The sequence below is a fragment of the Streptomyces coryli genome (assembly GCF_011044975.1).
Lineage (GTDB): Bacteria > Actinomycetota > Actinomycetes > Streptomycetales > Streptomycetaceae > Streptomyces > Streptomyces coryli.
In genome coordinates this window covers 1-25,148 of sequence record NZ_JAAKZV010000111.1, presented here as the reverse complement: position 1 = coordinate 25,148, position 25,148 = coordinate 1, and the positions used below count along the sequence as shown (strand labels likewise).

The 25,148-nt window shown below is 70.5% G+C and carries 28 protein-coding genes; 16 read left to right on the top strand and 12 right to left on the bottom strand.

Annotation, left to right across the window (positions count from 1 at the left end; genetic code table 11):
• The coding region (locus G5C51_RS23250; RefSeq protein WP_165240112.1) for a transglycosylase domain-containing protein at positions 1-2,197 on the bottom strand (2,197 nt) is incomplete at its 3' end.
• Positions 2,198-2,347: 150 nt separating this feature from the next.
• Between G5C51_RS23250 and G5C51_RS43180 the strand changes: the two genes are divergently transcribed.
• From G5C51_RS43180 to G5C51_RS23230, 4 genes are read left to right on the top strand one after another with little or no spacing between them, the layout of a single operon-like run.
• Positions 2,348-3,148, top strand: coding sequence for an ABC transporter permease (locus G5C51_RS43180; protein WP_165240111.1), 801 nt, complete (start codon positions 2,348-2,350; stop codon positions 3,146-3,148).
• A gap of 43 nt (positions 3,149-3,191) precedes the next feature.
• Positions 3,192-3,956: an ABC transporter permease gene (locus G5C51_RS23240; protein WP_240929872.1), complete on the top strand. Its 765-nt coding sequence runs from the start codon at positions 3,192-3,194 to the stop codon at positions 3,954-3,956.
• A 6-nt stretch (positions 3,957-3,962) separates the two neighbouring features.
• Positions 3,963-4,919 (top strand): ABC transporter ATP-binding protein, encoded by a 957-nt coding sequence (locus tag G5C51_RS23235; RefSeq protein WP_165240109.1) that lies wholly within the window; start codon positions 3,963-3,965, stop codon positions 4,917-4,919.
• Between the two features lie 20 nt (positions 4,920-4,939).
• Positions 4,940-5,605, top strand: coding sequence for a DUF1707 SHOCT-like domain-containing protein (locus G5C51_RS23230; RefSeq protein WP_165240108.1), 666 nt, complete (start codon positions 4,940-4,942; stop codon positions 5,603-5,605).
• Position 5,606: 1 nt separating this feature from the next.
• On the opposite strand, the gene G5C51_RS23225 is transcribed toward G5C51_RS23230, so the two are convergent.
• From G5C51_RS23225 to G5C51_RS23215, 3 genes are all read right to left on the bottom strand, one after another.
• A complete protein-coding gene (locus G5C51_RS23225) occupies positions 5,607-7,178 on the bottom strand; it encodes an ABC transporter substrate-binding protein (protein WP_165240107.1) in 1,572 nt (523 codons plus the stop codon).
• 119 nt (positions 7,179-7,297) lie between these two features.
• Positions 7,298-8,776, bottom strand: a complete 1,479-nt coding sequence (locus tag G5C51_RS23220; RefSeq protein WP_165240106.1) for a sodium:solute symporter family transporter — start codon at positions 8,774-8,776, stop codon at positions 7,298-7,300.
• On the bottom strand, positions 8,773-8,967 hold the full coding sequence (locus G5C51_RS23215) for a DUF3311 domain-containing protein (protein WP_338118273.1): 195 nt from the start codon (positions 8,965-8,967) through the stop codon (positions 8,773-8,775). Before G5C51_RS23215 ends, G5C51_RS23220 begins: the two co-directional genes overlap by 4 nt.
• 73 nt (positions 8,968-9,040) lie before the next feature.
• Here G5C51_RS23215 and G5C51_RS23210 point away from each other — a divergent pair, with 73 nt between their 5' ends.
• Positions 9,041-9,658 (top strand): VOC family protein, encoded by a 618-nt coding sequence (locus G5C51_RS23210; RefSeq protein WP_165240105.1) that lies wholly within the window; start codon positions 9,041-9,043, stop codon positions 9,656-9,658.
• Positions 9,659-9,662: 4 nt separating this feature from the next.
• Here the strand turns inward: G5C51_RS23210 and G5C51_RS23205 are convergent, their stop codons facing one another.
• The gene (locus G5C51_RS23205; RefSeq protein WP_165240104.1) at positions 9,663-10,985 is read right to left on the bottom strand and encodes a DUF445 domain-containing protein; all 1,323 of its coding nucleotides are present in this window, start codon (positions 10,983-10,985) and stop codon (positions 9,663-9,665) included.
• A gap of 255 nt (positions 10,986-11,240) precedes the next feature.
• Between G5C51_RS23205 and G5C51_RS23200 the strand changes: the two genes are divergently transcribed.
• On the top strand, positions 11,241-12,524 hold the full coding sequence (locus G5C51_RS23200) for an SGNH/GDSL hydrolase family protein (RefSeq protein ID WP_165240115.1): 1,284 nt from the start codon (positions 11,241-11,243) through the stop codon (positions 12,522-12,524).
• A gap of 7 nt (positions 12,525-12,531) precedes the next feature.
• Here G5C51_RS23200 and G5C51_RS23195 read toward each other — a convergent pair whose 3' ends face one another.
• On the bottom strand, positions 12,532-12,984 hold the full coding sequence (locus G5C51_RS23195; RefSeq protein WP_165240103.1) for a type II toxin-antitoxin system PemK/MazF family toxin: 453 nt from the start codon (positions 12,982-12,984) through the stop codon (positions 12,532-12,534).
• A gap of 17 nt (positions 12,985-13,001) precedes the next feature.
• The gene (locus G5C51_RS23190; protein WP_338118272.1) at positions 13,002-13,499 is read right to left on the bottom strand and encodes a MarR family winged helix-turn-helix transcriptional regulator; all 498 of its coding nucleotides are present in this window, start codon (positions 13,497-13,499) and stop codon (positions 13,002-13,004) included.
• A gap of 114 nt (positions 13,500-13,613) precedes the next feature.
• Here G5C51_RS23190 and G5C51_RS23185 point away from each other — a divergent pair, with 114 nt between their 5' ends.
• Both G5C51_RS23185 and G5C51_RS23180 read left to right on the top strand, forming a co-directional pair.
• Positions 13,614-14,402 carry an alpha/beta fold hydrolase gene (locus G5C51_RS23185; RefSeq protein WP_165240101.1) on the top strand — a complete coding sequence of 263 codons (789 nt, stop codon included), beginning with the start codon at positions 13,614-13,616 and terminating at the stop codon, positions 14,400-14,402.
• 213 nt (positions 14,403-14,615) lie between these two features.
• Positions 14,616-15,368, top strand: a complete 753-nt coding sequence (locus G5C51_RS23180) for an MBL fold metallo-hydrolase (protein ID WP_165240100.1) — start codon at positions 14,616-14,618, stop codon at positions 15,366-15,368.
• A gap of 72 nt (positions 15,369-15,440) precedes the next feature.
• On the opposite strand, the gene G5C51_RS23175 is transcribed toward G5C51_RS23180, so the two are convergent.
• A complete protein-coding gene (locus tag G5C51_RS23175) occupies positions 15,441-16,682 on the bottom strand; it encodes a PTS transporter subunit EIIC (RefSeq protein ID WP_165240099.1) in 1,242 nt (413 codons plus the stop codon).
• Between the two features lie 249 nt (positions 16,683-16,931).
• Here G5C51_RS23175 and G5C51_RS23170 point away from each other — a divergent pair, with 249 nt between their 5' ends.
• The 4 genes from G5C51_RS23170 (at position 16,932) to rdgB (ending at position 19,039) form a co-directional block, all read left to right on the top strand.
• A complete protein-coding gene (locus G5C51_RS23170; protein ID WP_165240098.1) occupies positions 16,932-17,195 on the top strand; it encodes a PTS sugar transporter subunit IIB in 264 nt (87 codons plus the stop codon).
• A gap of 106 nt (positions 17,196-17,301) precedes the next feature.
• Positions 17,302-18,063, top strand: coding sequence for a ribonuclease PH (gene rph, locus G5C51_RS23165; protein WP_165240097.1), 762 nt, complete (start codon positions 17,302-17,304; stop codon positions 18,061-18,063).
• Positions 18,060-18,437, top strand: a complete 378-nt coding sequence (locus tag G5C51_RS23160; protein ID WP_338118271.1) for a hypothetical protein — start codon at positions 18,060-18,062, stop codon at positions 18,435-18,437. Before rph ends, G5C51_RS23160 begins: the two co-directional genes overlap by 4 nt.
• Positions 18,434-19,039, top strand: coding sequence for an RdgB/HAM1 family non-canonical purine NTP pyrophosphatase (gene rdgB / locus G5C51_RS23155; protein WP_165240096.1), 606 nt, complete (start codon positions 18,434-18,436; stop codon positions 19,037-19,039). Before G5C51_RS23160 ends, rdgB begins: the two co-directional genes overlap by 4 nt.
• Before the next feature lie 18 nt (positions 19,040-19,057).
• On the opposite strand, the gene G5C51_RS23150 is transcribed toward rdgB, so the two are convergent.
• The 3 genes from G5C51_RS23150 to G5C51_RS23140 form a co-directional block, all read right to left on the bottom strand.
• Positions 19,058-19,915: a fumarylacetoacetate hydrolase family protein gene (locus G5C51_RS23150; RefSeq protein ID WP_165240095.1), complete on the bottom strand. Its 858-nt coding sequence runs from the start codon at positions 19,913-19,915 to the stop codon at positions 19,058-19,060.
• Between the two features lie 66 nt (positions 19,916-19,981).
• Positions 19,982-20,800 (bottom strand): YidC/Oxa1 family membrane protein insertase, encoded by an 819-nt coding sequence (locus G5C51_RS23145; protein WP_165240094.1) that lies wholly within the window; start codon positions 20,798-20,800, stop codon positions 19,982-19,984.
• A 93-nt stretch (positions 20,801-20,893) separates the two neighbouring features.
• Positions 20,894-21,193 carry a DUF6412 domain-containing protein gene (locus G5C51_RS23140; RefSeq protein WP_206314225.1) on the bottom strand — a complete coding sequence of 100 codons (300 nt, stop codon included), beginning with the start codon at positions 21,191-21,193 and terminating at the stop codon, positions 20,894-20,896.
• 69 nt (positions 21,194-21,262) lie between these two features.
• Between G5C51_RS23140 and G5C51_RS23135 the strand changes: the two genes are divergently transcribed.
• The 4 genes from G5C51_RS23135 to G5C51_RS23125 all read left to right on the top strand — a co-directional run bounded on the left by G5C51_RS23135 (position 21,263) and on the right by G5C51_RS23125 (position 23,272).
• Entirely contained in the window at positions 21,263-21,715 is a 453-nt protein-coding gene (locus tag G5C51_RS23135) for a M67 family metallopeptidase (protein WP_165240093.1), read from the top strand.
• Between the two features lie 108 nt (positions 21,716-21,823).
• Positions 21,824-21,949 (top strand): putative leader peptide, encoded by a 126-nt coding sequence (locus G5C51_RS43815; protein ID WP_276617658.1) that lies wholly within the window; start codon positions 21,824-21,826, stop codon positions 21,947-21,949.
• Positions 21,950-22,040: 91 nt separating this feature from the next.
• Positions 22,041-22,319: a MoaD/ThiS family protein gene (locus tag G5C51_RS23130; protein ID WP_165240092.1), complete on the top strand. Its 279-nt coding sequence runs from the start codon at positions 22,041-22,043 to the stop codon at positions 22,317-22,319.
• Positions 22,319-23,272 carry a PLP-dependent cysteine synthase family protein gene (locus tag G5C51_RS23125; protein WP_165240091.1) on the top strand — a complete coding sequence of 318 codons (954 nt, stop codon included), beginning with the start codon at positions 22,319-22,321 and terminating at the stop codon, positions 23,270-23,272. Before G5C51_RS23130 ends, G5C51_RS23125 begins: the two co-directional genes overlap by 1 nt.
• 73 nt (positions 23,273-23,345) lie before the next feature.
• Here the strand turns inward: G5C51_RS23125 and G5C51_RS23120 are convergent, their stop codons facing one another.
• Positions 23,346-24,890, bottom strand: a complete 1,545-nt coding sequence (locus G5C51_RS23120; protein ID WP_165240090.1) for an alanine/glycine:cation symporter family protein — start codon at positions 24,888-24,890, stop codon at positions 23,346-23,348.
• Positions 24,891-25,148 lie beyond the last annotated feature (258 nt).

The window sequence follows — 25,148 nt, the reverse complement described above, 5'->3', positions numbered from 1 at the left end:
CCCACGGTGGACGCCCGGCCCCCGGCCCCGGCACCGGTGCCGGGGCCGGGGGCCGGGCGTCCACCGTGGGCGGCGGCGGGGGTGCCGGGAGGCGGCCCGCTGAGCCGGCCTTCAGGTTGAAGTAGCGCTCCGGCTCGTCCTCCAGGGCCGACGCCGTGTACGCCGCCCAGATCCGCGCCGGGTACTTGCCGCCGCCGATCCGCTTCTCCCCCAGCGCGCCGTGCATCGACTTCTGCATGCCGCTCTCGGAGTCCTGCCCCATCATCGCCACGACCGTGGCCAACTCCGGGGTGTAGCCCGCGAACCAGGCCGAGCGGTTGTGCTCGCCGGTGCCGGTCTTGCCCGCGGCCTCGCGGCCCGCGTTCTGCGCCTCGTCGCCGGAGCCCTCCTCGACCACCGACTTCAGCACCGCGGTGGTGGCGTCGGCGGCCTTGCGGGAGACGACCCGGTGCTCCTTGTTCGGCGGCAGCGGATAGGCCTCGCCGTTCTTCGTCAGCCCCTCGACCATCGCGTACGTGCCGCGCTTGCCGTGGTTCGCCAGCGTCGCGTACGCCTGCGTCATGTCCAGCACCGACGCCGTCGCGGAGCCGAGCGCGATGGACGGGTGCGCCTGCAGCTCCGGGGTGCCGTCCGGGAGGCCGAGCTTGACCGCGGTCTGGCGGACCTTCTCCGGGCCGACATCCTGGGCCATCTGCGCGTAGACGGCGTTGACCGACGAGTTCGTGGCCTCGGCCACCGAGATCCGCCCGTAGTCGTCGTTGTCCTGGTTCTGCGGGGCGTAGCCGACCCGCTTGTTCTTGTGGTCCATGACCTGGCGCTTGGAGTCGCCGTCGTAGACGGTGCGCGGCGAGATGGTGTGGCCGCGGCCGGTCTTCGCGTGGTTCTGCACCGCCGCGGTGAAGACGAACGGCTTGAAGGCGGAGCCGACCTGGTAGTCGCGGCGGGTGGCGTTGTTGACGAACTGCTGGGTGTAGTCGCGGCCGCCGTAGAGCGCCACCACCTTGCCGGACTTCACGTCGATGGACGCGCCGCCCGCCCGCAGGTACTTGTCCGCCTGCCGGGAGTCGTCGAGCTGGCCCATCAGCTCGTCCTGCACCGCCTGGACGAAGGCCTCCTGCTTCGGCTTCTGGATGGTGGTACGGATCCGGAAGCCGCCCGCCGCCAGGGTCTTCTCGTCCAGGATGCGGTTCTCGGTGAGGTAGCTCTTGACCGCCTCGACGAGATAGCCGCGCTGTCCGGACAGGCCCTCGCGGGGCTTGGCCTGCAGCGGCTCCGGGAAGGTGAGGCGAGCGCGCTGCTTCGGGGTCAGCCAGCCCTGCGTGATCATGCCGTCGAGGACGTAGTTCCAGCGGGCCTCGGCGGCGGCGCGGTTCTGCGGGTTGGCGGTGACGTCGAAGTAGTTGGGGGCGTTGAGGAGGGCCGCGAGGTAGGCGCCCTCGGCGACGTTCAGGGCCTGGGCGTCCTTGTTGTAGTACGCCTTCGCCGCTGCCTGGATGCCGTACGCGTTACGCCCGAAGTAGCTGGTGTTGAGGTAGCCCTCGAGGATCTCGTCCTTGGTGGCCTCGCGGTCCAGCTTGATGGAGATGAAGAACTCCTTGACCTTCCGCGAGACCGTCTGGGTCTGGTCCAGGTAGTAGTTCTTCACGTACTGCTGGGTGATGGTCGAGCCGGACTGCTTGCCCTTGCCGGTCATCGTCCGGTAGCCGGCCCGGACCATCGCGGCGGGGTTCACGGCCGAGTCGGTGTAGAAGTTGCGGTCCTCGGCGGCCAGTACGGCGTCCCGTACCGGCTCCGGGATCCGCTCGATGCCGACCGACTCGCGGTCGATTTCGCCGTCGCTGGCGAGCACGGTGCCGTCGGAGTAGGTGAAGAGGTTGGACTGGGCGACCGCGGCGTGGTTGGGCTCGGGCATGTCGACCGCCATATAGCCCACGGCGAAGGCGCCCGAGCAGAGCGCGACGAAGAGCAGCGCGGAGCCGGTGACGGTGTGCCAGCTGGGCAGCAGCCGGCGGCGGCGCCTGCGCGATGGCGCCTTCGGCGCCGCGGGCTCCGCGGGCTCCGGGGTGTCCGGGGTCTCCGGGCCCTGCTCCGCGTCGGCTTCGCCGGATGGGACGCCGATGTGGAGAGCACCGGGCCCGGCGGCTTCCTGCGCGGGTTCGGGGGTGGTGTCAGGCTCTGGCGTCTCGCTCTGGCTCATGCGTCTCTGGTCGCCTCTGCAAAAGATTGGATTCGTCCTATTTCAACCCACTCTCGCATCTTCTGTACCGTTCCCAAGGCAGGGCGAAAAAGCGATGGCAGCGCACAACTCGTCTGGGCTAAGGTCCGGTTCTTTGTGGGAGTGGATCACATGCGGCTGTACGCGCTCGTCGCGGCGGGCGGCTTCCGGCGCTATGCGACGTATCGCATCGCCACCGCGGCCGGGGTCTTCACCAACACCGTCTTCGGCTTCATCCTCGCGTACACCTTCATCGCCCTCTGGGACGAGCGCCCGGGGCTCGGCGGGTACGACCAGTCGCAGGCGCTGACCTTCGTCTGGACCGGGCAGTGCCTGATCGCGGCCGCGGCGCTCTTCGGCGGTGGCTTCAGCGACGAGCTGCAGTCCCGGATCAGCACCGGCGACATCGCCATCGACCTCTACCGGCCGGTGGACCTGCAACTGTGGTACCTCGCCCAGGACCTGGGCCGGGCCGCGCTGCAGCTAATCGGCCGCGGGGCGGTGCCGCTGGCGGCCGGGGCGCTCGCCTTCGACCTGGCGCTGCCCGCGTCGCCGCTGCGGTGGCTGGTGTTCCTGCTGTCGGTGGCGCTGGGGTGCGTGGTCAGCTTCGCGCTGCGGTATCTGGTGGGGCTGTCGGCTTTCTGGCTGCTGGACGCCACCGGGGTCAACATGTTCTCGACCATGCTGTCGATGTTCTTCTCCGGCATGCTGCTGCCGCTCACGGTCTTCCCCGGCACCTTCGGCGAGATCGCGCAACGGCTGCCGTGGTCGGCGCTGCTGCAGGTCCCGGCGGATGTGCTGCTCGGCCGGCACGAGGGCGTGGGGCTGCTGGCGGCGCTCGGCTTCCAGGCGGCCTGGGCGCTGGTGCTGCTGGCGCTCGGGCGCGCGGTGCAGGCGGTCGCGACGCGGCGGGTGGTGGTCCAGGGTGGGTGAGCGGCTGTACCTGGGGCTGCGCGGCTACGGGCTGATCGTGGCGATGTGGGTGCGGGCGACGCTGGCGTACCGGACGTCGTTCGCGCTGATGGTGCTGGGCAGCTTCGTCAGCACCTTCCTCAACTTCGTCGCGATCATGATCATGTTCACGCACACGGATGTGCTCGGCGGCTTCACGGTCGCCGAGGTCGCCTTGTTGTACGGCACGTCCGCGACCTCGCTCGGCCTCGCCGACCTGCTCCTCGGCAGCCTCGACCGGCTCGGCGCGCGGGTCCGCGACGGCACGATGGACGCGCTGCTGGTGCGCCCGGTGCCGGTCTTCGCGCAGGTGACGGCGGACCGCTTCGCGCTGCGCCGGCTGGGACGGATCAGCCAGGGCGTGCTGGTGCTGATCTGGGCGCTGACCCAGGTGGACGTGGACTGGACGTGGTGGAAGCTGGTGCTGCTGCCGGTCACGGTGCTGAGCGGGCTGGGGATCTACGGGGCGATCTACACCTGCGGCGCGGCGTTCCAGTTCTGGGCGAACGACGCCTCTGAAGTGCAGAACGCGTTCACGTACGGCGGCGACACGCTGCTGCAGTACCCGCCGACGATCTTCGCGAAGGACCTGGTGTGGGGAGCCACCTTCATCATCCCGCTGGCCTTCGTGAACTGGCTGCCGATCGGCCGGATCCTCGGCCGTGAGGACCGGCTGGGCCTGCCGGGGTGGGTGGACTTCGCGTCGCCGGCGGTGGCGCTGATCGCGTGCACGATCGCGGGATTCGCCTGGCGGGCGGGGCTGCGCGGTTACCGGTCGACAGGGAGCTGAGGACACATGGAGGAAGCGGTCATCGAGCTCGACGAGCTCCGGAAGACCTTCGTCGTACGACGCCGGGCGGGCCGGCTCAAGCGGACCCGGCACGAGGTGCACGCCGTCGAGAGCATCTCGTTCACCGTCCCCCGCGGGGAGATGGTCGGCTACATCGGGCCCAACGGCGCCGGGAAGTCGACCACCATCAAGATGCTCACCGGCATCCTCACCCCGTCCGGCGGCCGCGTCCGCGTCGCCGGGCTCGACCCCTCCCGCGAGCGCACCGCGCTCGCGCAGCGGATCGGCGTCGTCTTCGGCCAGCGCACCACCCTGTGGTGGGACCTGCCGCTGCGCGACTCGTACCAGCTGATGCGCCGCATGTACCGGATCGAGGAGCCGCGCTTCCGCAAGAACCTCGACCGCTGCGTCGACCTCCTCGACCTCGGCGCCCTGCTCGACGTCCCCGTCCGCCAGCTCTCCCTCGGCCAGCGCATGCGCGGCGACATCGCGGCCGCTCTGCTCCACGACCCGGAAGTCCTCTACCTCGACGAGCCGACCATCGGCCTCGATGTCATCTCCAAGGCCAAGGTCCGCGAGTTCCTGCATGACCTCAACGCCGAGCGCGGCACCACCGTCCTGCTCACCACCCACGACCTCACCGACATCGAGCAGCTCTGCAAGCGCGTCATGGTCATCGACCACGGCCGCCTCGTCTACGACGGCGACCTCGGCGGCCTGCACGCCATCGGCGAGAGCGAGCGCACCCTCGTCGTCGACTTCGAGCGCGAGCTGCCGCCGGTCAGCGTCGACGGCGCCCGTACGGTCCGTACCGAAGGGCCGCGCCAGTGGCTGGCCTTCCCGGCCGGCGCCAGTGCCGCGCCGGTCGTGACCGCGCTCGCCGAGCGCTATCCGCTGGTCGACCTGTCCGTGCGGGAGCCGGACATCGAGGACGTCATCGCGCGCATGTACGCGGGGGCCTGACGCTCCGTAGGCTGAGGGCCATGACGAGCGACCCCGGACATAACAGCCTGCCCGAGCTCCGCGCCTCCGACGCCGACCGCGACCGGGTCGCCGGCATCCTGCGGGATGCGATGGCCGAGGGGCGGCTGGGCATGGAGGAGTTCGAAGAGCGGCTGGAGGAGACGTACAAGGCGCGCACCTACGCCGAACTGGAGCCGCTCACCCGGGACCTGCCGGTGCAGACCGCGACGGACCGCGCGCCGGCCGCCGAACCCGCCCCCGGCGCCTGGCCCGGCCGCATCGGCGGGCAGGCCACGTCCACCAAGGGCATCGGCATCATGGGCGGCTTCCAGCGCAAGGGGCGCTGGACCGTGCCGCGCCGCTTCACCGCCTTCGCGTTCTGGGGCGGCGGCGAACTCGATCTGCGGGACGCCGACTTCGAGGCGGACGTCGCCGAGATCCGCTGCATCACGATCATGGGTGGCGTGAACGTCGTGCTGCCCCCGGACATCGAGCTCGAGGTGCGCGGGCTCGGCATCATGGGCGGCTTCGACCACGCGCAGACGGGCTTTCCGGGAGCGCCGGGCGCGCCGCGCGTCGTGATTACGGGCTTCGCCTTCTGGGGCGGCGTCGGCACCAGCCGCAAGCGGCGCCGGGCCGACCGCCTCCGGGAGAAGGAGCAGCGCAGGCTGGAGCGCGGCGACTGAGCTAGTCCGTCTCCCGGCCCAGCTCCCACACCCGCCATGCCCCGCTCGCGTCGATCAGGTTCTCGATCCCGCTGATCCGGTCCGTGGCCAGGGTGTAGTCCTTCGCCTGCCACAGTGGGAGCACCGGGACGTCCCGCGCCACCGCGCGGTCGATCGCCTTGAAGGCGTTCACCGCGCCCGCCCGGTCGGACTCCTGCTGCGTCTGCTGGATCAGCCGCTCGACCTCGTCGCTGCGGTAGCCGTTGCGGTACGCGTTCTGCGCCGAGACCGCCGAGGCGACATACGTGTCCGGGTCGGGGAAGTCCGGCAGCCAGCCCATGGTGAAGGCGTCGAAGCCGCCGGCGAAGGCCTGGCCGGTGAACTTCTCCCAGGGCACCGGCCGCTGCTCCACCTTGAACAGCTTCGTCGCCTCCAGCTGCGCCGCCAGCTGCTCGGTCTCCCGGCGATGCCCGCCGCCGGCGTCGTATCCGAGCGTGAACTCCACGGGCGTCTGCACCCCCGCGTCCGCCAGCAGCTTCCGCGCCGCCTCCGGGTCCGGCTTCTCCCACCGGTCGTAGAAGGCGGACGAGTGCCCGACGATGCCGCGCGGGATCAGCGAGTACAGCGGGTCCACGGTGTGCATCCGCGCGTCGCCCGCCAAGGCCTGCCGGTCCACGATCGCGGCGGCGGCCTGGCGCACCGCGGGGTCCGACATCGGCGAGGAGTCGCGGAGGTTGAAGACCAGGCCGCGGGTGGAGGTGCCGGGTCCGGCGAAGACCCGCACGCCGTCCTGGCTCGGGGCGGCCGCGTCCAGGCCCTGGTAGTCCATGGGCGGCAGGTCGCGGCTGACGACGTCGAGGCTGCGGTCCCGCCACGCGGTGGCGAGCCGGTCGGGGGTGCCGTAATAGCGCACCGTCACGGCCTTGTTGCGCACCTTCAGCGCGCCCCGGTAGCGATCGTTGCGGACCAGCTCCGCCGTCCGGCCGGGGGCGTAGCCGCGCAGCTCGTACGGGCCCGAGCCGGTCACCCCGTCCCCGGTGCGCAGCTTGCCGGGCTCGTAATGCTCCCGGCTGACGATGGCGCCCGCGCCGCCCGCGATCTTGTACGGCCAGGTGGCGTCGGGGGTGCGCAGCTTGAAGGTGACCGTGTCGCCGCGGGCCTCGACCGAGCGGAGGTTCGCCAGCAGCGAGGCGGGTCCGGTCGGGGACTTGATCCGCAGCGTGCGGCGGAAGGAGAAGACGACGTCGGCGGCGGTGAGCGGGGTGCCGTCGGAGAAGGTCAGCCCGGACTTCAGGGTGCAGCGGTAGGTGTGCAGCTCGCGGCTGGTGAAGTTGCACGTGTCGGCGGCGTCGGTGACCGGCTCGGAGGAGCCGGGGGCGAAGGAGAGCAGGCTCTGGTGGAGGCTGCCGATCAGCGCCCAGGACCCGGCGTCGTACGCGCCCGCCGGGTCGAGGGAGGTGACCTTGTCGGTGGTGCCGACCCGGATCGGGTCGCCGGGCCCCGCGCCGTCGTCGCCGAGCACGGTGCCGCAGGCGGCGAGCGTTCCTGTCAGCAGCAGTGCGGCGCCGGCCGCCGCTGTACGTACATGCCTCACTGCTCTCCCCCACCGGACTGCCGGATCGCTGGTCGACGGCAGCCAAACACGGCGGAGCGGGCAACTCGGCGCGGTTCACCCAGAGTTCGGACAGTGGTGATCTGAGGTGGGGAACGTCCTCACACGGTGTCCGAAGCCAGCACCTCCGCGTCCGGGCGCGGGTCGGGGGCCGGACGCGGCCCGAAGCGGGTGACCGCGAGGGCGACGGCGACATTCGCGGCGAGGGCGACCAGGCCGGCGTTGACACCCCACACGGGATCGCGGCCGGAGAAGATCAGCCAGGCCACCAGCGCCTCGCCGACGACGAGCCCGGCCGCCGCCCCCGCGAGGGTGAGCCGCCGCCAGACCAGGCCGAGCAGCAGGGTCGGCACGAGCTGGGCCATGCCCGCGTACGAGATGAGCGAGAGCCGCACGAGGGTGTTCGGGGCGGCGTACGTCATCAGCAGGGCGAGCGCGCCCGCCACGACCACGACGGCCTGCGAGGCCTGCTTCTCCCTCCCGGCCAGGCGGGGGATGAGGCTGAGCGCGCTGCTGCCCCACATCGTGCCGATGACCAGCATGAACACCGCCATCGGCACGATCGACGACAGCGCCGCCGCGGCGCCGATGACGCCGACCGCCCACGCCGGGAGGGAGTCGGTGACGAGCTCGAAGAGGGCGAGGTTGGATTCCGCGCCGACGAGGCCCGGGACGACGAAGATCGCGGCCATGCCGAGCAGCATCGGGACGAAGAGCAGCAGGTTGTAGAAGGGCAGCGCGACGGCGTTCCGGCGGAGCGCGTCGGCGCTGCGCGCGCCCAGGTACCCCGCCACCGTGGTCGGGAAGATGACCACGGTCAGGGCATTGAGGAAAGTGGTCGACGCGAACCACGCCTTGCCGAGCCCGCCCGACTCGTGCCCCGGCAGCGTCAGCCACTCCGCCTTCGTCGCTACGAGCCGGTCCAGCAGCTCGCCGTAGCCGCCGAAGTAGTGCAGCGGCACGTACACCGCGAGGAAGGCGAGCGTGACGATCACCAGGATGTCCTTCAGCACCGACACCCAGGCGCTGCCGCGCAGGCCGCTGACGGTGACGAAGGCGGTGGTGACGGCGAAGGCGATGAAGTAGGCCCAGTTGAGGGAGATGGCCCCGTACGAGATGGTCGAGACGACCACGCCCATGCCGGTGATCTGCAGCTGGATGTACGGGAGCAGGCACACGGTCGCCAGCACCGCGACCGCCGCGCCCGCCCAGGGGGAGCCGAAGCGGTGGGCGACCATGTCGGTGATCGAGACCAGGCCGTGGCGGCGGGCGTACGACCAGAGCATCGGGCCGACGACGTAGCCGATGGCGTAGCCGCAGGACATGTAGGCGATCACGTAGAGGACGGGGGCGCCGAAGTTGTAGCCCCAGCCGGCCGCGCCGAGGTAGCTGAAGCTCGTATAGCCCTCGCCGGCCATCAGCACCCAGATGAAGACGGCGCCGAGGCTGCGCCCGCCGACGGACCACTCGGCGAGGGCACCGCGGCCGCGGGTGGCCCGGCCGCGTACCGCCGCGAGGCCGAGGCCCAGGGTGAGCACCATGAAGACGGCGAAGACGCTGGTGGCGACGGTCGCGTTCACGCGCGGCCGTCCCGGCGGTCGGCGCGCCAGGTCATCCACACCGCGACGGGGGTCGCGACCGTAGCGAACGCCAGCCAGGCGAAGAAGAACGGGAGGCCGAGGACGCGCGGCTCGACCCGGTTCACCAGCGGCAGCGCCGCTCCGTACAGGACGAAGGGCACCAGCAGCCATAGCAATGATCGTCTGAACACGCGTCAGACGTTAGCGGGACAGCGGTCAGGATCGGAGAAGCGCCCGGCACCGGGCCGCGGCTAGCTTGAACGCATGACCTCCATCGAGCACCTCACCCTCGAAGTGGCCGACACCGCGGCCGCCCAGCGCTTCTACGCCGACGCCTTCGGCCTGGACAAGCAGGTCCGCCTGCGGGCCTCGGACGCGCCGACCTCCGGCTTCCGCGGCTTCACCGTGTCGCTCATCGTGTCCCAGCCGTCCATCGTCAACGGCCTGTTCGGCGCCGCCATCGACGCCGGCGCCACCGAGCTCAAGCCCGCCAAGAAGTCCCTGTGGGGCTACGGCGGCGTCGTGCAGGCCCCGGACGGGACGGTCTGGCAGCTCGCGAGCTCGTCGAAGAAGGACACCGGTCCCGACAGCCGGCAGATCGACGAGATCGTGCTGCTGCTGGGCGTCGCGGACATGAGCGCGAGCAAGCAGTTCTACGTCGACCGCGGCCTGAAGGTGGCGAAGAGCTTCGGCGGCAAGTACGTCGAGTTCGACGGGTCGTCGAGCGTCGTGAAGCTGTCGCTCTACCCCAAGCGCGGCCTGGCCAAGGTCGCCGGCGTCCCGTCGGCGGAGGGCAGCGGATCGCACCGGCTCGCGGTCGGCGGCGACGCCGGCGCCTTCACCGACCCGGACGGCTTCGTCTGGGAATCCGCGGCGGACTGAGGCGTCAGCTCACGATCGCCTGGTAGACGGTGTAGATGATCAAGCCCGCCAGCGACCCGACCACCGTGCCGTTGATACGGATGAACTGCAGGTCGCGCCCGATGTGCGCCTCGATCTTCCGCGACGTCTGATCCGCGTCCCACGCCGCCACCGTGTCGGTGATCAGCGACGTGATCTGCCGCTGATACGTCGTCACCACATGCGTCGCCGCGTCCTCCACCCAGCCGTCGACCTTCGCCTGCAGCCGCTCGTCGGCCTCCATCCGCCTGCCGAAGCCGAGGATCGCCGCCCGCGCCCGCAGCCGCAGCTCGCTCTGCTCGTCGCCGGCGGCGCCGACGATCATCGTGCGCAGCGAGGACCAGGCCGAGGCGATGAAGTCCTGCACCTCGTCCCGCGCCAGGATCTCCGACTTCAGCCGCTCCACCCGGGCCCTGGTCGCGGTGTCCGACTGCAGATCGCCTGCGAAGTCGCGGAGGAAGCGGTCGATGGCGCCGCGGGCCGGGTGCTCGGGCCAGTCGCGCATCTCGGTGACGAAGCGGAGCAGTTCCTTGTAGACCCGCTCGCCGACCTTGCGGTCCACGAAGCGCGGGGTCCAGCCGGGGGCGCCGCCGGCGATGGCGTTCATGACCGAGTCGTTGTTGGCGACCAGCCAGATCTCGGCCCGCTCGCAGACCAGGTCCACCACCCGCCGGTGCCCGCCGTCGGCGACCACCTGCTCCAGCAGCTTCCCGAGCCCGGGGCCGACCTCGACCTGCGACACCCGCCGGTTGATCGCCTCGCCGACGATCGCCTGCACATCGGAGTCGCGCAGCACGGTCAGCGCGCCGCGCAGCGCGGTGGAGACCTCACCGGTGACCCGGTCGGCGTTGGCGGGCTCGCCGAGCCAGCCGGCGAAGCGGCGGCCGATGCCGACCTGGTGCAGCCGGGACCGTACGACGTCCGCGGACAGGAAGTTCTCGCCGACGAAGTCGCCGAGGCTCTGCCCGAGCTGGTCCTTCTTCGTCGGGATGATCGCGGTGTGCGGGATCGGCAGCCCCATCGGGCGCTTGAAGAGCGCGGTGACCGCGAACCAGTCCGCCAGCGCGCCGACCATCCCGGCCTCGGCGGCCGCGGCGAGATAGCCGGTCCAGGCGCCGTGGCCGTTGTGGTCCATCACCTTGGCGAAGATGAACACCGCGGCGGCCAGCACCAGCAGCCCGGTGGCGATCAGCTTCATCTGCCGTACGCCGCGCCGCTTCTCCTCGTCGGCCTCGGTGTACGCGAAACCGGCCACGCCGCGCGGGACCGGCCCGCTGGTTTCCGCTTTGCCCTCGATAGTCCGTTCCATCCGCTCCGCCCGTTCAGCTGACGCCCCTGCCGGGTATTCTCCCCGTGGCAGCGGTCACTTTCTTTCTCTTCCACTCCTGGAACGAACAACAGGTTCCCTGCGTCTATCCCCAGGGTGCACCCCTGATGGGCTTCACCCCTGCCGCATCCGGGACAGTGTCGTCCCGCCGATAAGATGACGAACCGCTTTCGCGGGACGAACGACACCGACACCCAGGAGACGCAGCGCGTGGACAGACGAGCCGGTTACGCCGTGATGGCTGCGTTCGCAGCCCTTGTGGTGCTGGTTTCCGCCGCTATCTACGCGTTGTCGGGGGGCGACGACTCCCGCGGTGACGCGGCCGCCGGCCGGCCCCGCAGCTCCGCCGCCCCCGCCCTGTCCGGCAGCTGGGCCGGCACCTGGGGCGCCGCCCCGGCCGCCGCCGAGGCCGGCACCCAGGACGGCTTCGCCGGGATGTCCATACGGAATGTGGTGCACACCTCCATCGGAGGGAGCCGCGCCCGGATCCAGCTCTCCAACACCTTCGGCACCCGCCCGCTGACCATCACCCACGCGTCCGTCGCGCTCGCCGCCGCCCCGAGCACGCCGACCGCCGCCGACGGCACCATGCGCCGGCTCACCTTCGGCGAGCGGCAGTCGGTGACCATCCCGGCCGGCCAGTCCGTGGTCAGCGACCCGGTCCGGCTGAACGTCCCCGAGGACGCCGACCTGCTGGTCACCACGTACGCGCCGAACCCCTCGGGCCCGGTCACGTACCACCCGCACGCACGGCAGATCTCCTACCTGGCCCGCGGCGACTACACCGAGGACGCCAACGGCACGGCGTACTCCGAGCAGTCCCCGTACTGGCGCTACCTCACCGGCGTCGACGTCTGGTCGGCCGAGTCCCGCGGCTCCGTCGTCGTCCTCGGCGACTCCCTTACGGACGGCGTCACCTCGACCGCCGGCGCCAACCACCGCTGGACGGACTTCCTCGCCAACCGCCTGCGCACGGAGCCGCGCGCCCCGCGCTACGGCGTGGTCAACATGGGCATAAGCGGCAACCGGCTGCTCTACGACGGCTCCCGCTACTACCCGAACAACGGCCCGAGCGCGCTGACCCGCCTCGACCGCGACGTGCTCTCCCGCGCCGGCGTGAAGGCCGTGGTGGTGGAGCTGGGCATCAACGACATCCTCAAGCCGCCGCAGCAGCGCGACCCGAAGCGGATCGTCGGCGCCCTGAAGAAGATCGTCAGCCAGGCGCACGCCCGCGGCCTGCAAGTGACCGGCGCGACGCTGATGCCGTACGAGGGCCACCTGATGTACTCCAAGCGCGGCGAGCGGATCCGGCAGGAAGTGAACCGGCAGATCCGTTCGGGCAAGGTCTTCGACGACGTCGTCGACTTCGACAAGGCCCTGCGCGACCCGCGCAAGCCCTCGCGGCTGAACCGGGAGTTCGACTCCGGCGACCACCTGCACCTGAACGACAAGGGCTACCGCGCGATGGCGGCGGCGCTGAACCTGGAGCACCTGAAGGGCACGTCGAAGGCGGATCTGTAAGCGCGGGTCACCCGTCGGCCAGGTACTTCACCTGGTCCCAGATCGCCGGGTCCACGGTCCCCGACTTGCGCCGGAAGTCCCACACCTCGACCTCGCGGACCTCATCCGTCTCCAGGTAGCTGGTCCGGCCCCGCCGGTCGCTCACCGACCCCGGGGGCAGCGGGATGATGCCGGGCCGCTCGCCGTGGAACTTGCTGGTGATCTTCACGACCGACGCCGTGTCCCCGTCCACCCGTACGACCAGGCACGGCCGGTCCTTCGACCGGTCGCTGTCCTCGAAGGGCACGTCGGCCCACCAGATCTCCCCCGCCCGCACCACCGGCGGCCGGCCGGCGCGGCGCACCTTCGCCCGCCCGTCGCGCCGGTGCGCCCGGGACAGCCGGCCCCAGCTGTCCACCAGCGCCGCGATGATCGCCAGCACGGCGACAGCGGCGAGCGCGAGCCACCAAGACGTGTCCATGCGCTGATCGTAGACACTCACCCGGCGGGGGTGTCGCCGCGGGACTCCAGCAGCGTGGCGAGGGAGCCGGCGAGGTGCTGCCGTTCGCCGGCGCCGAGGCCTTCCAGGAGGCGCGCCTCGTTCTCCAGATGGAGGGGGAGCACCCGGTCGATCAGCTCCAGGCCCTGCGGGGTGAGGCGGATCTTCACGGACCTGCGGTCGGTGTCGCCGGGGACACGGGTGACCAGGCCCTTGCCGGCCATCCGGTCGACCCGCAGGGTGATCGCCCCGGTGGTGACGAGGGAGGCCTTGAGGAAGGTCCCGGCGGTCAGCTCGTACGGCTCTCCGGAGCGCCGCAGCGTGGACAGGACGTCGAACTCGCCCGGTTCCAGGCCGTGTTCGGCGAGGAAGCCCTTGATCTCCTTGTCCCACAGCCGGGACAGCCGCATGATCCGCCCAACGACGCCGATCGGCGAGACGTCGAGATCGGGGAACTCCCGGCGCCACTGCTCCAGCACGCCCTCCACCGCGTCCACCACAAATCCTCCCGAGCCAGATAGGCCAGCGCTCATTTAATTGACACTCGCACAAGTGCCACTTACCTTAGCACTCACCTAATCAGCGCTCACTCAAGTCTCAGGAGGCGCACCATGCCGTTCACCACTGCCGCCCGTAACAGCCGCGTCCACTACGAGCTCGACGGCCGGGGACCCGGCCTCGCCCTGGTCCACGGCACCGGTGGCGACGCCGACAAGGTCTTCGGCAACGTCGTCGGCCACTTCACGGACACCCGCACCGTCATCCGCCCCAACTTCAGCGGCAGCGGCCGCACCGAGGACGACGGCGGCGAGCTGACGGTGGACCTGATCACCGACCAGATCGCGGCGGCGATACGGGCCGCCGGCACCGAAGGACCGGTGGACCTGCTCGGCTTCTCCCTCGGCGCGGTCGGCGCGGCCGCCGTCGCCGCCACCCACCCCGAACTCGTCCGCCGGCTCGTGCTGGTGGCCGGCTGGGCGCACTCCACCGGACCGCGCGACCGCTACTACTTCGAGACCTGGCAGCGGCTGCTGGCCACCGACCGCGAGGCGTTCAAGCGCTTCGCCGCCCTGACCGGCTTCAGCGCCGCCGCCCTGGACCGCTTCGGCCACGAGGGCCTGGCGGCCTCGCTCGCCGACGCCTGGCCGCCGGCCGGCATCGGCCGGCAGATCGACGCCGGCCTGCAGGTGGACATCCGGCAGCTGCTCCCGTCGATCACCGCACCCACGCTGGTCGTCGGCTTCGGCGAGGACGCCATGATCCCCGTCGAGGGCTCCCGGCAGCTGCACGCGGCGATCCCGGACAGCCGCCTCGTGGAGGTCCCGGGCGAGGGCCACATGGACTGGTTCGCGGACCCGACCGGGCTCATCAAGATCACCCGCGACTTCCTCGGCTCATGACCCGGGCCGACACACGGACGTACCGGCGAAAGCGCAGGTCACGCCCGGTGCTGCGATAAGGTCCGGCAGCGCGGGGCGGCCTGCGGGGCCCCGGTTCCGGGGCGCGGAACGGCGGTGATTCCGCCCACAACCGCGGCCGCCACCGGGACCACCAGCGGTTTCGCGGCTTACGCTCGATGGACCCGGAAAGCACCGACGGAGGTTCCTGCCAGCATGAGACTCACCGTCGTCGGATGCTCGGGCTCGTTCCCCTCCGCGGAATCCCCCTGCTCGAGCTATCTCGTCGAGGCCGAGGGCTATTCGCTGCTGCTCGACATGGGCAACGGCGCCCTCGGCCAGCTCCAGAACCACTGCGGCCTGTACGACCTCGACGCGATCATCCTCAGCCATCTGCACGCGGACCACTGCATCGACATGTGCGCGTACTTCGTGGCCCGCTACTACCGGCACGACGGCGGCCGCGCGGGCCTGATGCCCGTATACGGGCCGAAGGGCACGGAGCAGCGCCTGACCACGGCGTACGCGGACACCCCTTCCGACTCGTCGATGGCCGAGGTCTTCGACTTCCGCACGCTGCAGGGCGGCTCCTTCGAGCTGGGCCCGTTCACCGTGCACACCGACCGGGTGGCGCACCCGGTCGAGGCGTACGCCTTCCGCATCGAGCACGGCGGCCGCTCCCTGGTCTACAGCGGCGACACCGGCCCGTGCGGGTCGCTGGAGTCGCTGAGCGAGGGCGCGGACCTGCTGCTGTGCGAGGCCTCCTTCACCCACGGCAAGGAAGAGATCCCGGAGCTGCACCTCAACGGCCGCGAGGCCGGCGAGCTCGCCGCGCGGGCGGACGTGGGGCGGCTGATCCTCACCCACATCCCGCCGTGGACGGACGCCGAGGTCAACCTCCGCGACGCGCAGTCCGTGTACGGCGGCCCGGTGGAGCTGGCACGGGCGGGCGCGGTCTACGAGGTCTGAGCCTCCGCTTCAACGCACGAGGCCCCCGGCACCTGCACGGTGCCGGGGGCCTCGTCTGCTACTGCGCGGGGATCAGGCCTTGTACTGGTCCTTCTCCTCCTGCTCGATCTCCTCGTCGGACTCGCGGCCCGGCGTCGGGAGATTGAACTTCGTGATCGCGAAGCGGAAGACGAAGTAGTACACGACGCTGAAGCACAGGCCGACCAGCGCCAGGCCCCACGGGTTGGACGCGATGCCCAGGTTCAGCACGAAGTCGATCGCGCCGGCCGAGAAGCCGAAGCCGTCCTTCATGCCGAGCGCCCAGGTCAGCGCCATCGAGATACCGGTCAGCACCGCGTGGATCGCGTACAGCACCGGGGCGATGAACATGAAGGTGAACTCGATCGGCTCGGTCACGCCGGTGATGAAGGCGGTGAGCGCGATGGAGAACATCATGCCGCCGACGACCTTGCGGCGCTCCGGACGGGCGCAGTGGTAGATCGCGAGGCAGGCGGCCGGCAGGCCGAACATCATGATCGGGAAGAAGCCGGTCATGAACTGGCCCGCGGTCGGGTCGCCGGCGAGGAAGCGCGCGATGTCGCCGTGCACGACGGAGCCGTCGGCCTTCTCGAAGGAGCCGGCCTGGAACCACGGGAAGGAGTTCAGCAGGTGGTGCATGCCGATCGGGATCAGACCGCGGTTGACCGCGCCGAAGATGCCCGCGCCGACGGCGCCGGAGCCGACCAGCCACTCACCGAAGTTGTGCAGACCGGTGCCGAGGACCGGCCAGATGTAGCCCATGACGATGGCGATGAGCAGGCCCGCGAAGGACGCCAGGATCGGCACCAGGCGGCGGCCGCCGAAGAAGCCCAGCCAGTCCGGCAGCTTGGTGCGGTGGAAGCGCTGGTAGAGCAGCGCGGTGACCAGACCGATGATGACGCCGCCCAGCACACCGGCGTCCACCGGGGCGTCGGTGTTGGAGTCGTGGAACGTGGCCAGGACGTCCTTGAAGACCAGGTAGCCGACGACGGCGGCGAGCGCCGTGGAGCCGTCCGACTTCTTCGCGTAGCCGATGGCGATGCCGACGGCGAACAGGAAGGCCATGTTGCTGAGCAGCGCGTTGCCGCCCGCCTGCATGAACTGGGCGATCCGGTTCAGGAAGTCCGGCAGCGACTCCTTGCCGAGCATGTCGTCGGCGCCGAGACGGGTGAGCAGCGCGGCTGCGGGGAGCGTCGCGATCGGCAGCATCAGGCTGCGGCCGAGGCGCTGCGCCTTGGCCATGAAGCCAGACCCGCCGCCCTTCTTCGCGGCGGCCGCGGGGGTGGCCGTGGACATTTCATCCTCCATGGGGCACATCGCCGCCAGGGGATTGGGAGCGGCGGCGCTTCCTCGCACGAGCGCCCGGATGAGCGCGCGTGGTCTACACCTGTGAGTGGTGTAGACCTGTTGTAGCACGTAGGGACTGCTTAAAGGAATCCTCGATCTCCTCACACGATCCCGCCAGGGGAATACGTCCCGTATTGACCAACTCCCGGCGGGCCATAAGGCCCGGCCGTGTCGCATACTGGCGTAGACCAGTGCCCAATGAAGAAAACTGGAGTGTGGGACATGGCCAGCAAGGCTGAGAAGATCGTCGCCGGTCTCGGCGGCATCGAGAACATCGTCGAGGTCGAGGGCTGCATCACCCGCCTCCGTACCGAGGTCGAGGACCCGTCGCTGGTGGACGAGGCCGCGCTGAAGGCCGCCGGCGCGCACGGCGTGGTGTCCATGGGCACGGCGATCCAGGTCGTCATCGGCACCGACGCCGACCCGATCGCCTCCGACATCGAGGACCTGATGGAGGACTGACGTCCCTCCCCGCGGATTTCAGCCCCCCGCTCCCCCATCCGGGTCGGGGGGCTCACGCATGCCACGCGTTTCCCGCCCCTCCCCCGCGGCGGATAGGGTCGGGCCCATGTCTACTGCTGGTACTGCGGGCCTCGAAGGCCTCCGATACGACGGCCGCCGGCCCGATCAGCTCCGCCCCGTGACCATCGAGCGCGGCTGGAGCAAGCACGCCGAGGGCTCGGTGCTGGTCTCGTTCGGCGACACCCGGGTGCTGTGCACCGCCAGCCTCACCGAGGGCGTGCCGCGCTGGCGCAAGGGGAGCGGCGAGGGCTGGGTCACCGCGGAGTACGCGATGCTGCCGCGCTCCACCAACACCCGCGGCGACCGGGAGTCCGTGCGCGGCAAGATCGGCGGCCGCACCCACGAGATCTCCCGGCTGATCGGCCGCTCGCTGCGCGCGGTCATCGACTTCAAGGCGCTCGGCGAGAACACCATCGTGCTCGACTGCGACGTGCTGCAGGCCGACGGCGGCACCCGTACCGCAGCCATCACCGGCGCGTACGTGGCGCTGGCGGACGCGGTGACCTGGGCGCAGGGCAAGCGCCTGATCCGCTCCAAGTCCAACCCGCTGACCGGCACCGTCGGCGCCGTCAGCGTCGGCATCGTCGGCTCGGTGCCGCTGCTCGACCTCTGCTACGAGGAGGATGTGCGCGCCGAGACCGACATGAACGTCGTCTGCACCGGCGACGGCCGCTTCGTCGAGGTGCAGGGCACCGCGGAGGGCGTCCCCTTCGACCGCGCCGAACTGGACGGGCTGCTGGACCTGGCGGTGTCCGGCTGCGCGGAACTGGATCAGCTGCAGCGCGAGGTACTGGAGGTACCGAAGTGAAGGCCCGTATCGCAATACTGACGGCCGCGGCCGCCCTGTCGGCGACCGCGCTGGTCGGCTGCAGCGCCGTGGACAAGGCGCTCGACTGCGCCCAGCTGGCGACCGAGATCTCCAAGGACGTCGAGCAGCTGCAGGACGTGGTCGGCGGCGCCGGCGAGAGCCCGCAGGCGGCGCAGGACGCGCTCGACAAGATCGACAAGGACCTGGACAAGTTCTCCGACAAGTCGGACAACGCCGATGTCGGCAAGGCGGTCGAGGACCTGCAGACCGCGGTGAACAACGCCCAGAAGTCCGCCGAGGGCGGCGACCCGACGCCGGACCTGAGCGGCATCACGAGCGCGGCGGGTGAACTCTCGAAGGTGTGCACCTCGTGACGCAGCGGCTGATCCTCGCCACCCGTAACGCCCACAAGGTCACCGAGCTGCGCGCCATCCTGGCGGACGCCGGTCTCGATGTGGAGCTGGTCGGCGCGGACGCGTATCCGGAGATCCCGGACGTGCCCGAGACCGGCGTGACCTTCGCGGAGAACGCGCTGCTCAAGGCGCACGCCCTGGCCAAGGCCACCGGACTGCCCGCGGTCGCCGACGACTCGGGCCTGTGCGTGGACGTGCTCGGCGGCGCGCCCGGCATCTTCTCCGCCCGCTGGGCGGGCAAGCACGGCGACGACAAGGCGAATCTGGACCTGCTGCTGGCGCAGCTCTCCGACATCGCCGACGAGCACCGCGCCGCCCACTTCGCCTGCGCCGCGGCGCTGGCGCTGCCGGACGGCACGGAGCGGGTGGTCGAGGGGAAGCTCGAGGGCACGCTGCGGCGGGAGCAGGTGGGCGACGGCGGGTTCGGTTACGACCCGATCCTGCAGCCGCTCGGCGAGTCCCGTACCTGCGCGGAGCTCACCCCCGACGAGAAGAACGCGATCAGCCACCGGGGCAAGGCCTTCAGGGCACTCGCCCCGGTGGTGAAGGAACTGATCGGCTGAGGGGGGCCGGGGCGGTGGCTAGGCCGGCTTGAGCTGCTGGCGCTGCCGCCCCAGGCCCTCGATCTCCAGCTCCATGACGTCGCCCGCCCGCAGATACGGCTTCGGGTCCGGGTGGCCCATGGCGACGCCCGCCGGGGTGCCGGTGTTGATGACGTCGCCCGGGTAGAGCGTCATGAAGCGGCTCAGGTAGCGGACCACCTCGGCGACGCCGAAGATCTGGTCGCCGGTGTTGCCCTGCTGCTTCAGCTCGCCGTTGACCCACAGCTTGAGGTCGAGCGCCTGCGGGTCCGCGATCTCGTCGGCGGTGACCAGCCACGGGCCGAGCGGGTTGAAGGTCTCGCAGTTCTTGCCCTTGTCCCAGGTGCCGCCGCGCTCGAGCTGGTACTCGCGCTCGGAGACGTCGTTGGAGACCGCGTAACCCGCGACCGCGGCGAGCGCCTCCTCGTCGCTCTGCGCATAGCGCACGGTCCGCCCGATGACGATCGCGAGCTCGACCTCCCAGTCGGTCTTCTCGCTGCCGCGCGGCACCAGCACGGTGTCGTTCGGGCCGACGACGGTGTCCGGGGCCTTCATGAACAGGATCGGCTCCGCCGGGATCTGGGCCCCGGTCTCCTTCGCGTGGCCGTGGTAGTTCAGCCCGATGCAGACCACCTTGCCGATACGGCCCAGGGGCGCCCCGATCCGTATCCCGGTGGCGTCCAGCGCGGGCAGCTCGCCGCCCTCGGCGGCCTGGCGCACGCGGGCGAGCGCGGCGCCGTCGCCGAGCAGCGCCCCGTCGATGTCGGGCACCACTCCGGAGAGGTCGCGCAGCGTCCCCTCGGCGTCGAGGAGGGCCGGGCGCTCCGCTCCCGCCGGTCCGACTCGCAGCAGCTTCATGTGTGTCACTCCCATCTCCGAATTGGTTGATCCTCCAAGAAGGAGTTCAGGTACGCAAGACCCAGTTCAGCCTGTGGACCCGATGGCCTCGGCCGGAAGAGGCCGCTCACGCCGCAGATAGCCGCGCTCGGCGACGGTCCAGGCGGTGGTGGTGGCGAGGTAGAGCCCGGCGGCGAGCGGCACGACGGCCGCGGTCACCAGCGTCCCGAAGGCGAGCAGGGGCATCCACTTCGTGATCCCGGCCATGGTCTCGGGAGACAGCGGACTTTCGGGGGCAGCGGACTTGGCGGCGGCCTTCTTGCCGGAGGTCTTACGGGATGCCTGGTCGGCGGCCTGCGCCTCTTCGCGCTTCCGGGCCGCCACGGCCGCGAGCCGCCGGGTCTGCAGGAAGCTCCACGTGGCCACGGCCGCGATCACCGCGAAGAGGGTCACGTAGACCAGACCCTCCGCGCCGAACATCCCGCCGTTGCCGAGCGCGTCCGCCCAGCGGTCGCCGAGCTGGGCGGCGCCCAGGGTGTGGTCGAGCAGGTCGTGGTCGTGGCCGGAGAAGAGCCGGTACATCACCATGAACACCGGCAGCTGCAGCAGCACAGGCCCGCAGCCGGCCAGTGGCGAGGAACCGGTCTCCTTGTACAGGTCCGTCATGGCCCGCTGCAGCTTCTCCGGGTTGCCCTTGTGCTTGCGCTGCAGCTCCGCCAGCTGCGGGGCGAGTTCGGCCCGCGCCTTCTCGCCGCGGACCGCGGCGCGGGCGAGGGGGTGCAGGGAGAGGCGGACGAGGAGCGTAAAGACGATCACGGCGACCGCGGCGGCGGAGTCGCCGAAGACGGGGTCGATGACGTTGGCGATGCCGGACAGCAGGTCGCCGAGAAACGAGAAGACAGACATGGGAGGCCCTCCCGGGCGGGGTCGTCGTTGGCTGAGAGCTCACGACGACACGCAGCTGCCCCTTGAGGGTCCAGCCCTACGCAGCCGCGGTCGTCAGACGACGAACCCGGGTGCCCTGGGCCGCGGGCGGCCTGCCGCATCGGGATCGCGCTGCGGCAGGAAGGCGGTGCGCAACTCGCGATCCCGGATCGCGGTCCGCACCCGGCCCGGGGGCTCCGGCCGGGCGGCAGCGGCATGGGCCAGCGCCGAGCAGAGCAGCACCAGCGCCGCACTCGCCGCGGCCCCCGCGAAGCCGGCCGCGAAGCCGCCCTCGTCGATCAGCAGCCCGGCGAGAAGGAGGAAGAGCGCACTGAGGTGCACGCGGCACACGGCTACGTAGCGATGCAGATCCATGCGTCCGGCCCTCCTCTCCCGTTACCGCCGAAGCATAGCGCCGACGCCCTCGTGCTTATCCTTTCCGTCATGCTGACCATCACCCAGGCCCTGCACGACCAGATCGTCGCCCACGCCCGCGCCGACCACCCGGACGAGGCCTGCGGCGTGGTGGCGGGGCCCACGCCCGCCCCGGCGGACGGCCGTCCTGAGCGCTTCATCCCGATGCTGAACGCGGCCCGCTCCCCCACGTTCTACGAGTTCGACTCGACGGACCTGCTGAAGCTCTACCGCGAGATGGACGACCGCGACGAGGAGCCGGTGGTGATCTACCACTCGCACACGGCCACCGAGGCGTACCCGTCCCGTACCGACATCTCGTACGCCAACGAGCCCGGCGCCCACTACGTCCTGGTCTCCACCGCCGAGTGCGGGAACGACGAGGGCCCGGTCTCCTTCCGCTCATTCCACATCGTGGACGGCGTAGTCACGGAGGAAGACGTCCAGGTGGTCGCCGACTACGCCACAGCCACCGTCTCCTGAGTCCGCGGCGCCCCACGGCCCAAGCCCCGCCGCACCCGCGTCCAAAACCGTGTCCGCATCCTGATACAGGCGTTCTGGCCCGCGCCGCGGAATCGATACGATGACCGCATGGTTGACCACGACGTGACTACGACCGCGGAGAAGCAGCCGGGCATGCTGCTCGTCGCGCGCCTGCACGTCGACCTGTGCCGCCTCGCCAGCGCGATGTGTCCGCAGCGCTGCGCCGCCGCCTGAGCGCCCGCCCCCTGCTCCGCGGCCCGACGCACCCCCCAGCCCCATTTCCCGCTGCGCCGACGCGCGCACATCCGTCGTTACGGAGACAGCCATGGCCATCGAGGTCCGCATCCCGACCATCCTGCGCAACTACACCGACGGCCAGAAGGCCGTGTCCGGCGAGGGCGACACCCTCTCCGCCCTCTTCGAGGACCTGGAGTCCCGGCACACCGGCCTGCGCGAGCGCCTCGTCGACGACGGGGACCTGCGCCGCTTCGTGAATGTCTACCTCAACGACGAGGACGTCCGCTTCCTCGACGGCATCGGCACCAAGCTCACCGACGGCGACAGCGTGACGATCCTTCCGGCCGTAGCCGGCGGCATGCACTGATGGCCCGCTACGACAGCCCCCTCGCCGCCGTCGGCAACACCCCGCTGGTCCACCTCCCGCGCCTCTCCCCCGCGGACGACGTCCGCGTCTGGGCGAAGCTGGAGGACCGCAACCCCACCGGCTCGATCAAGGACCGCCCCGCGCTCCACATGATCGAGCAGGCGGAGAAGGACGGCCGCCTGACCCCCGGCTGCACCATCCTGGAGCCGACCTCCGGCAACACCGGCATCTCCCTGGCGATGGCGGCCAAGCTCAAGGGCTACCGCATCGTCTGCGTGATGCCGGAGAACACCAGCGAGGAGCGCCGCCAGCTGCTCGCCATGTGGGGCGCCGAGATCCGCTCGTCGCCCGCCGCGGGCGGCTCCAACACGGCGGTACGGGTGGCGAAGGAGCTGTCGGCGGAGCACCCGGACTGGGTGATGCTCTACCAGTACGGCAACCCGGACAACGCCGGCGCGCACTACGCGACGACCGGCCCGGAGATCCTCGAGGACCTCCCCTCCATCACCCACTTCGTGGCGGGCCTGGGCACCACGGGCACGCTGATGGGCGCGGGCCGCTACCTGCGCGAGCACGTACCGGACGTGAAGATCGTGGCCGCCGAGCCGCGCTACGACGACCTGGTCTACGGCCTGCGCAACCTCGACGAGGGCTTCGTCCCCGAGCTGTACGACGAGTCGGTGCTCACCACCCGCTTCTCGGTCGGCTCCGAGGACGCGGTCACCCGTACCCGCGAACTCCTCGCCCAGGAGGGCATCTTCGCGGGCGTCTCCACCGGCGCGGCGCTGCACGCCGCGCTGGGCGTGGCCCGCAAGGCCGAGCGCGCGGGCGAGGCGGCGGACGTCGTCTTCATCGTCGCGGACGGCGGCTGGAAGTACCTGTCGACGGGCATCTACACGGCCGAGTCGACGGAGGCCGCGGTGGCGGCGCTGCAGGGCCAGCTCTGGGCGTAACCGAACCGGAAAAGGCCTGGTCCCGCACCGCTGAGCGGTGCGGGACCAGGCCTCTTCTTGCGTCGGCGCGACGTCAGTTGGACTCGTACGCCGGAACCTTGGCCGTGTCCTGATCCGGCTCGTCGGCCTTCTCCTCGCCCTTGGTGAAGGCGACGAACTTCTTCAGCTCCTTCTTGACCAGCGGAGCCAGGAAGTACAGGCCGATGATGTTGAACACCGCGGCCATGAAGAGGAACGCGTCCGCCATGCTCACCAGGGTGCCGAGGGAGAGCAGCGCGCCCAGGACCACCATGACGCAGAAGGTGACCTTGTAGATGGCCTCGCTGGCCTTGCCGCGGCCGAACAGGTACGTCCAGCACTTCATGCCGTAGTAGCCCCAGGTGATGACCGTGGAGAGGGCGAAGAGCAGCACCGCGAGGGCGAGGACGTACGGGAACCACGGGATGGCCGACTCGAAGGCGTCCGAGGTCAGGGAGACGCCGTCGCTCGGCGGGTTGCCGGCGGCCGCGGCCTCACGGGCCTTGTCCCAGCTCGGCGTGGACGCGATGACGATGGTCAGCGCGGTCATGGTGCAGATGACGACCGTGTCGATGAACGGCTCGAGCAGGCCCACGACGCCCTCGGAGGCCGGGTGCCGGGTCTTCACCGCGGAGTGCACGATGGGCGCGGAGCCGATGCCGGCCTCGTTGGAGAACGCGGCCCGCTGGAAGCCGACGATCAGGGCGCCGATGACACCGCCGGTGACACCCTCGGGGTTGAACGCTCCCTCGAAGATGGTGGCGATCGCGGCCGGCACGTCGGCTATGTTCAGGCCGATGACGATGAGGCAGGCGCCCACGTAGATGATGCCCATGACCGGGACCAGCTTGCTGGTGACGTTGCCGATGGACTTGGCGCCGCCGATCAGGACCAGCGCGACGACCACGGCGATCAGCACGCCGAAGAGGATGGCGCCGCCGGAGGACGCGAAGACGCTGTCGTCCTTGCCGGTGACGGACTTCAGCTGCTCCAGGGACTGGTTGACCTGGAAGAGGTTGCCGCCGAAGAAGGTGAAGAAGAGCAGCATCGCGGCGGAGCCGGCCGCCAGCACCTTGCCGAGGCCGCCGAGGCCGCGCTCGGCCAGGCCCTTGCGGAGGTAGTGCATGGGGCCGCCGGAGACCGTGCCGTCCTCGTGCACATCCCGGTAGCGGACGCCCAGGGTGCACTCGACGAACTTGGTCGCCATGCCCAGCAGGCCGCAGATGATCATCCAGAAGGTGGCACCCGGCCCGCCGATCGTCACCGCGACGGCCACACCGGCGATGTTGCCGAGGCCGACGGTGCCGGAGACGGCGGAGGTCAGCGCCTGGAAGTGGGTGACCTCACCGGGGGCGTCCGAGAAGTCCCACTTGCCGCGGACCAGCTTGATCGCGGTGCCCATGTGGCGGAACTGCACGAAGCCGAAGTACAGCGAGAAAACAGCGCCGGCGACAACCAGCCACCCGACGATCCACGGGAAGGAGGTTCCGAAAAGGGTGACCTCTTTGAAGACCCATTCGGAGAGGAAATCCGAGACGGGCTGGAAGACGTTGCTGACGCCTTCGTCAATGCGCTCGGTGAGCGACTGATTGCTTGCCATGGGGGGTACCTCGACTGTCGCGTCGCGGAAGGAAATGGAACCTGCGGGTCCGCAGTTCCTACCACGTGATCCGGGCCACTCAGGTGATCCACTTCACACCACAAACCGGGCATAACTCCCTTCACTCCCATAAGGCTTCTGTTCGTTCTCCGTTCGTTATGCGGACATGAGGTTTCTCTGAGGGAACGCAAGAATGACGTAAGTGAGCAAATCCCGAAGCACCCGTTACACCTCGCAGCGAATGACAAAGGGCGGGTG

Excerpts from the sequence above, each read along its gene's own strand:
- G5C51_RS43180 (WP_165240111.1), top strand. The coding sequence starts at position 2,348 with ATGCGGCTGTACGCGCTCGTCGCGGCGGGCGGCTTCCGGCGCTATGCG.
- G5C51_RS23240 (WP_240929872.1), top strand. The coding sequence starts at position 3,192 with ATGTGGGTGCGGGCGACGCTGGCGTACCGGACGTCGTTCGCGCTGATG.
- G5C51_RS23235 (WP_165240109.1), top strand. The coding sequence starts at position 3,963 with ATGGAGGAAGCGGTCATCGAGCTCGACGAGCTCCGGAAGACCTTCGTC.
- G5C51_RS23230 (WP_165240108.1), top strand. The coding sequence starts at position 4,940 with ATGACGAGCGACCCCGGACATAACAGCCTGCCCGAGCTCCGCGCCTCC.
- G5C51_RS23210 (WP_165240105.1), top strand. The coding sequence starts at position 9,041 with ATGACCTCCATCGAGCACCTCACCCTCGAAGTGGCCGACACCGCGGCC.
- G5C51_RS23205 (WP_165240104.1), bottom strand. The coding sequence starts at position 10,985 with ATGGAACGGACTATCGAGGGCAAAGCGGAAACCAGCGGGCCGGTCCCG.
- G5C51_RS23200 (WP_165240115.1), top strand. The coding sequence starts at position 11,241 with ATGGCTGCGTTCGCAGCCCTTGTGGTGCTGGTTTCCGCCGCTATCTAC.
- G5C51_RS23195 (WP_165240103.1), bottom strand. The coding sequence starts at position 12,984 with ATGGACACGTCTTGGTGGCTCGCGCTCGCCGCTGTCGCCGTGCTGGCG.
- G5C51_RS23185 (WP_165240101.1), top strand. The coding sequence starts at position 13,614 with ATGCCGTTCACCACTGCCGCCCGTAACAGCCGCGTCCACTACGAGCTC.
- G5C51_RS23180 (WP_165240100.1), top strand. The coding sequence starts at position 14,616 with ATGAGACTCACCGTCGTCGGATGCTCGGGCTCGTTCCCCTCCGCGGAA.
- G5C51_RS23175 (WP_165240099.1), bottom strand. The coding sequence starts at position 16,682 with ATGTCCACGGCCACCCCCGCGGCCGCCGCGAAGAAGGGCGGCGGGTCT.
- G5C51_RS23170 (WP_165240098.1), top strand. The coding sequence starts at position 16,932 with ATGAAGAAAACTGGAGTGTGGGACATGGCCAGCAAGGCTGAGAAGATC.
- rph (WP_165240097.1), top strand. The coding sequence starts at position 17,302 with ATGTCTACTGCTGGTACTGCGGGCCTCGAAGGCCTCCGATACGACGGC.
- G5C51_RS23150 (WP_165240095.1), bottom strand. The coding sequence starts at position 19,915 with ATGAAGCTGCTGCGAGTCGGACCGGCGGGAGCGGAGCGCCCGGCCCTC.
- G5C51_RS23145 (WP_165240094.1), bottom strand. The coding sequence starts at position 20,800 with ATGTCTGTCTTCTCGTTTCTCGGCGACCTGCTGTCCGGCATCGCCAAC.
- G5C51_RS23140 (WP_206314225.1), bottom strand. The coding sequence starts at position 21,193 with ATGGATCTGCATCGCTACGTAGCCGTGTGCCGCGTGCACCTCAGTGCG.
- G5C51_RS23135 (WP_165240093.1), top strand. The coding sequence starts at position 21,263 with ATGCTGACCATCACCCAGGCCCTGCACGACCAGATCGTCGCCCACGCC.
- G5C51_RS43815 (WP_276617658.1), top strand. The coding sequence starts at position 21,824 with ATGGTTGACCACGACGTGACTACGACCGCGGAGAAGCAGCCGGGCATG.
- G5C51_RS23130 (WP_165240092.1), top strand. The coding sequence starts at position 22,041 with ATGGCCATCGAGGTCCGCATCCCGACCATCCTGCGCAACTACACCGAC.
- G5C51_RS23125 (WP_165240091.1), top strand. The coding sequence starts at position 22,319 with ATGGCCCGCTACGACAGCCCCCTCGCCGCCGTCGGCAACACCCCGCTG.
- G5C51_RS23120 (WP_165240090.1), bottom strand. The coding sequence starts at position 24,890 with ATGGCAAGCAATCAGTCGCTCACCGAGCGCATTGACGAAGGCGTCAGC.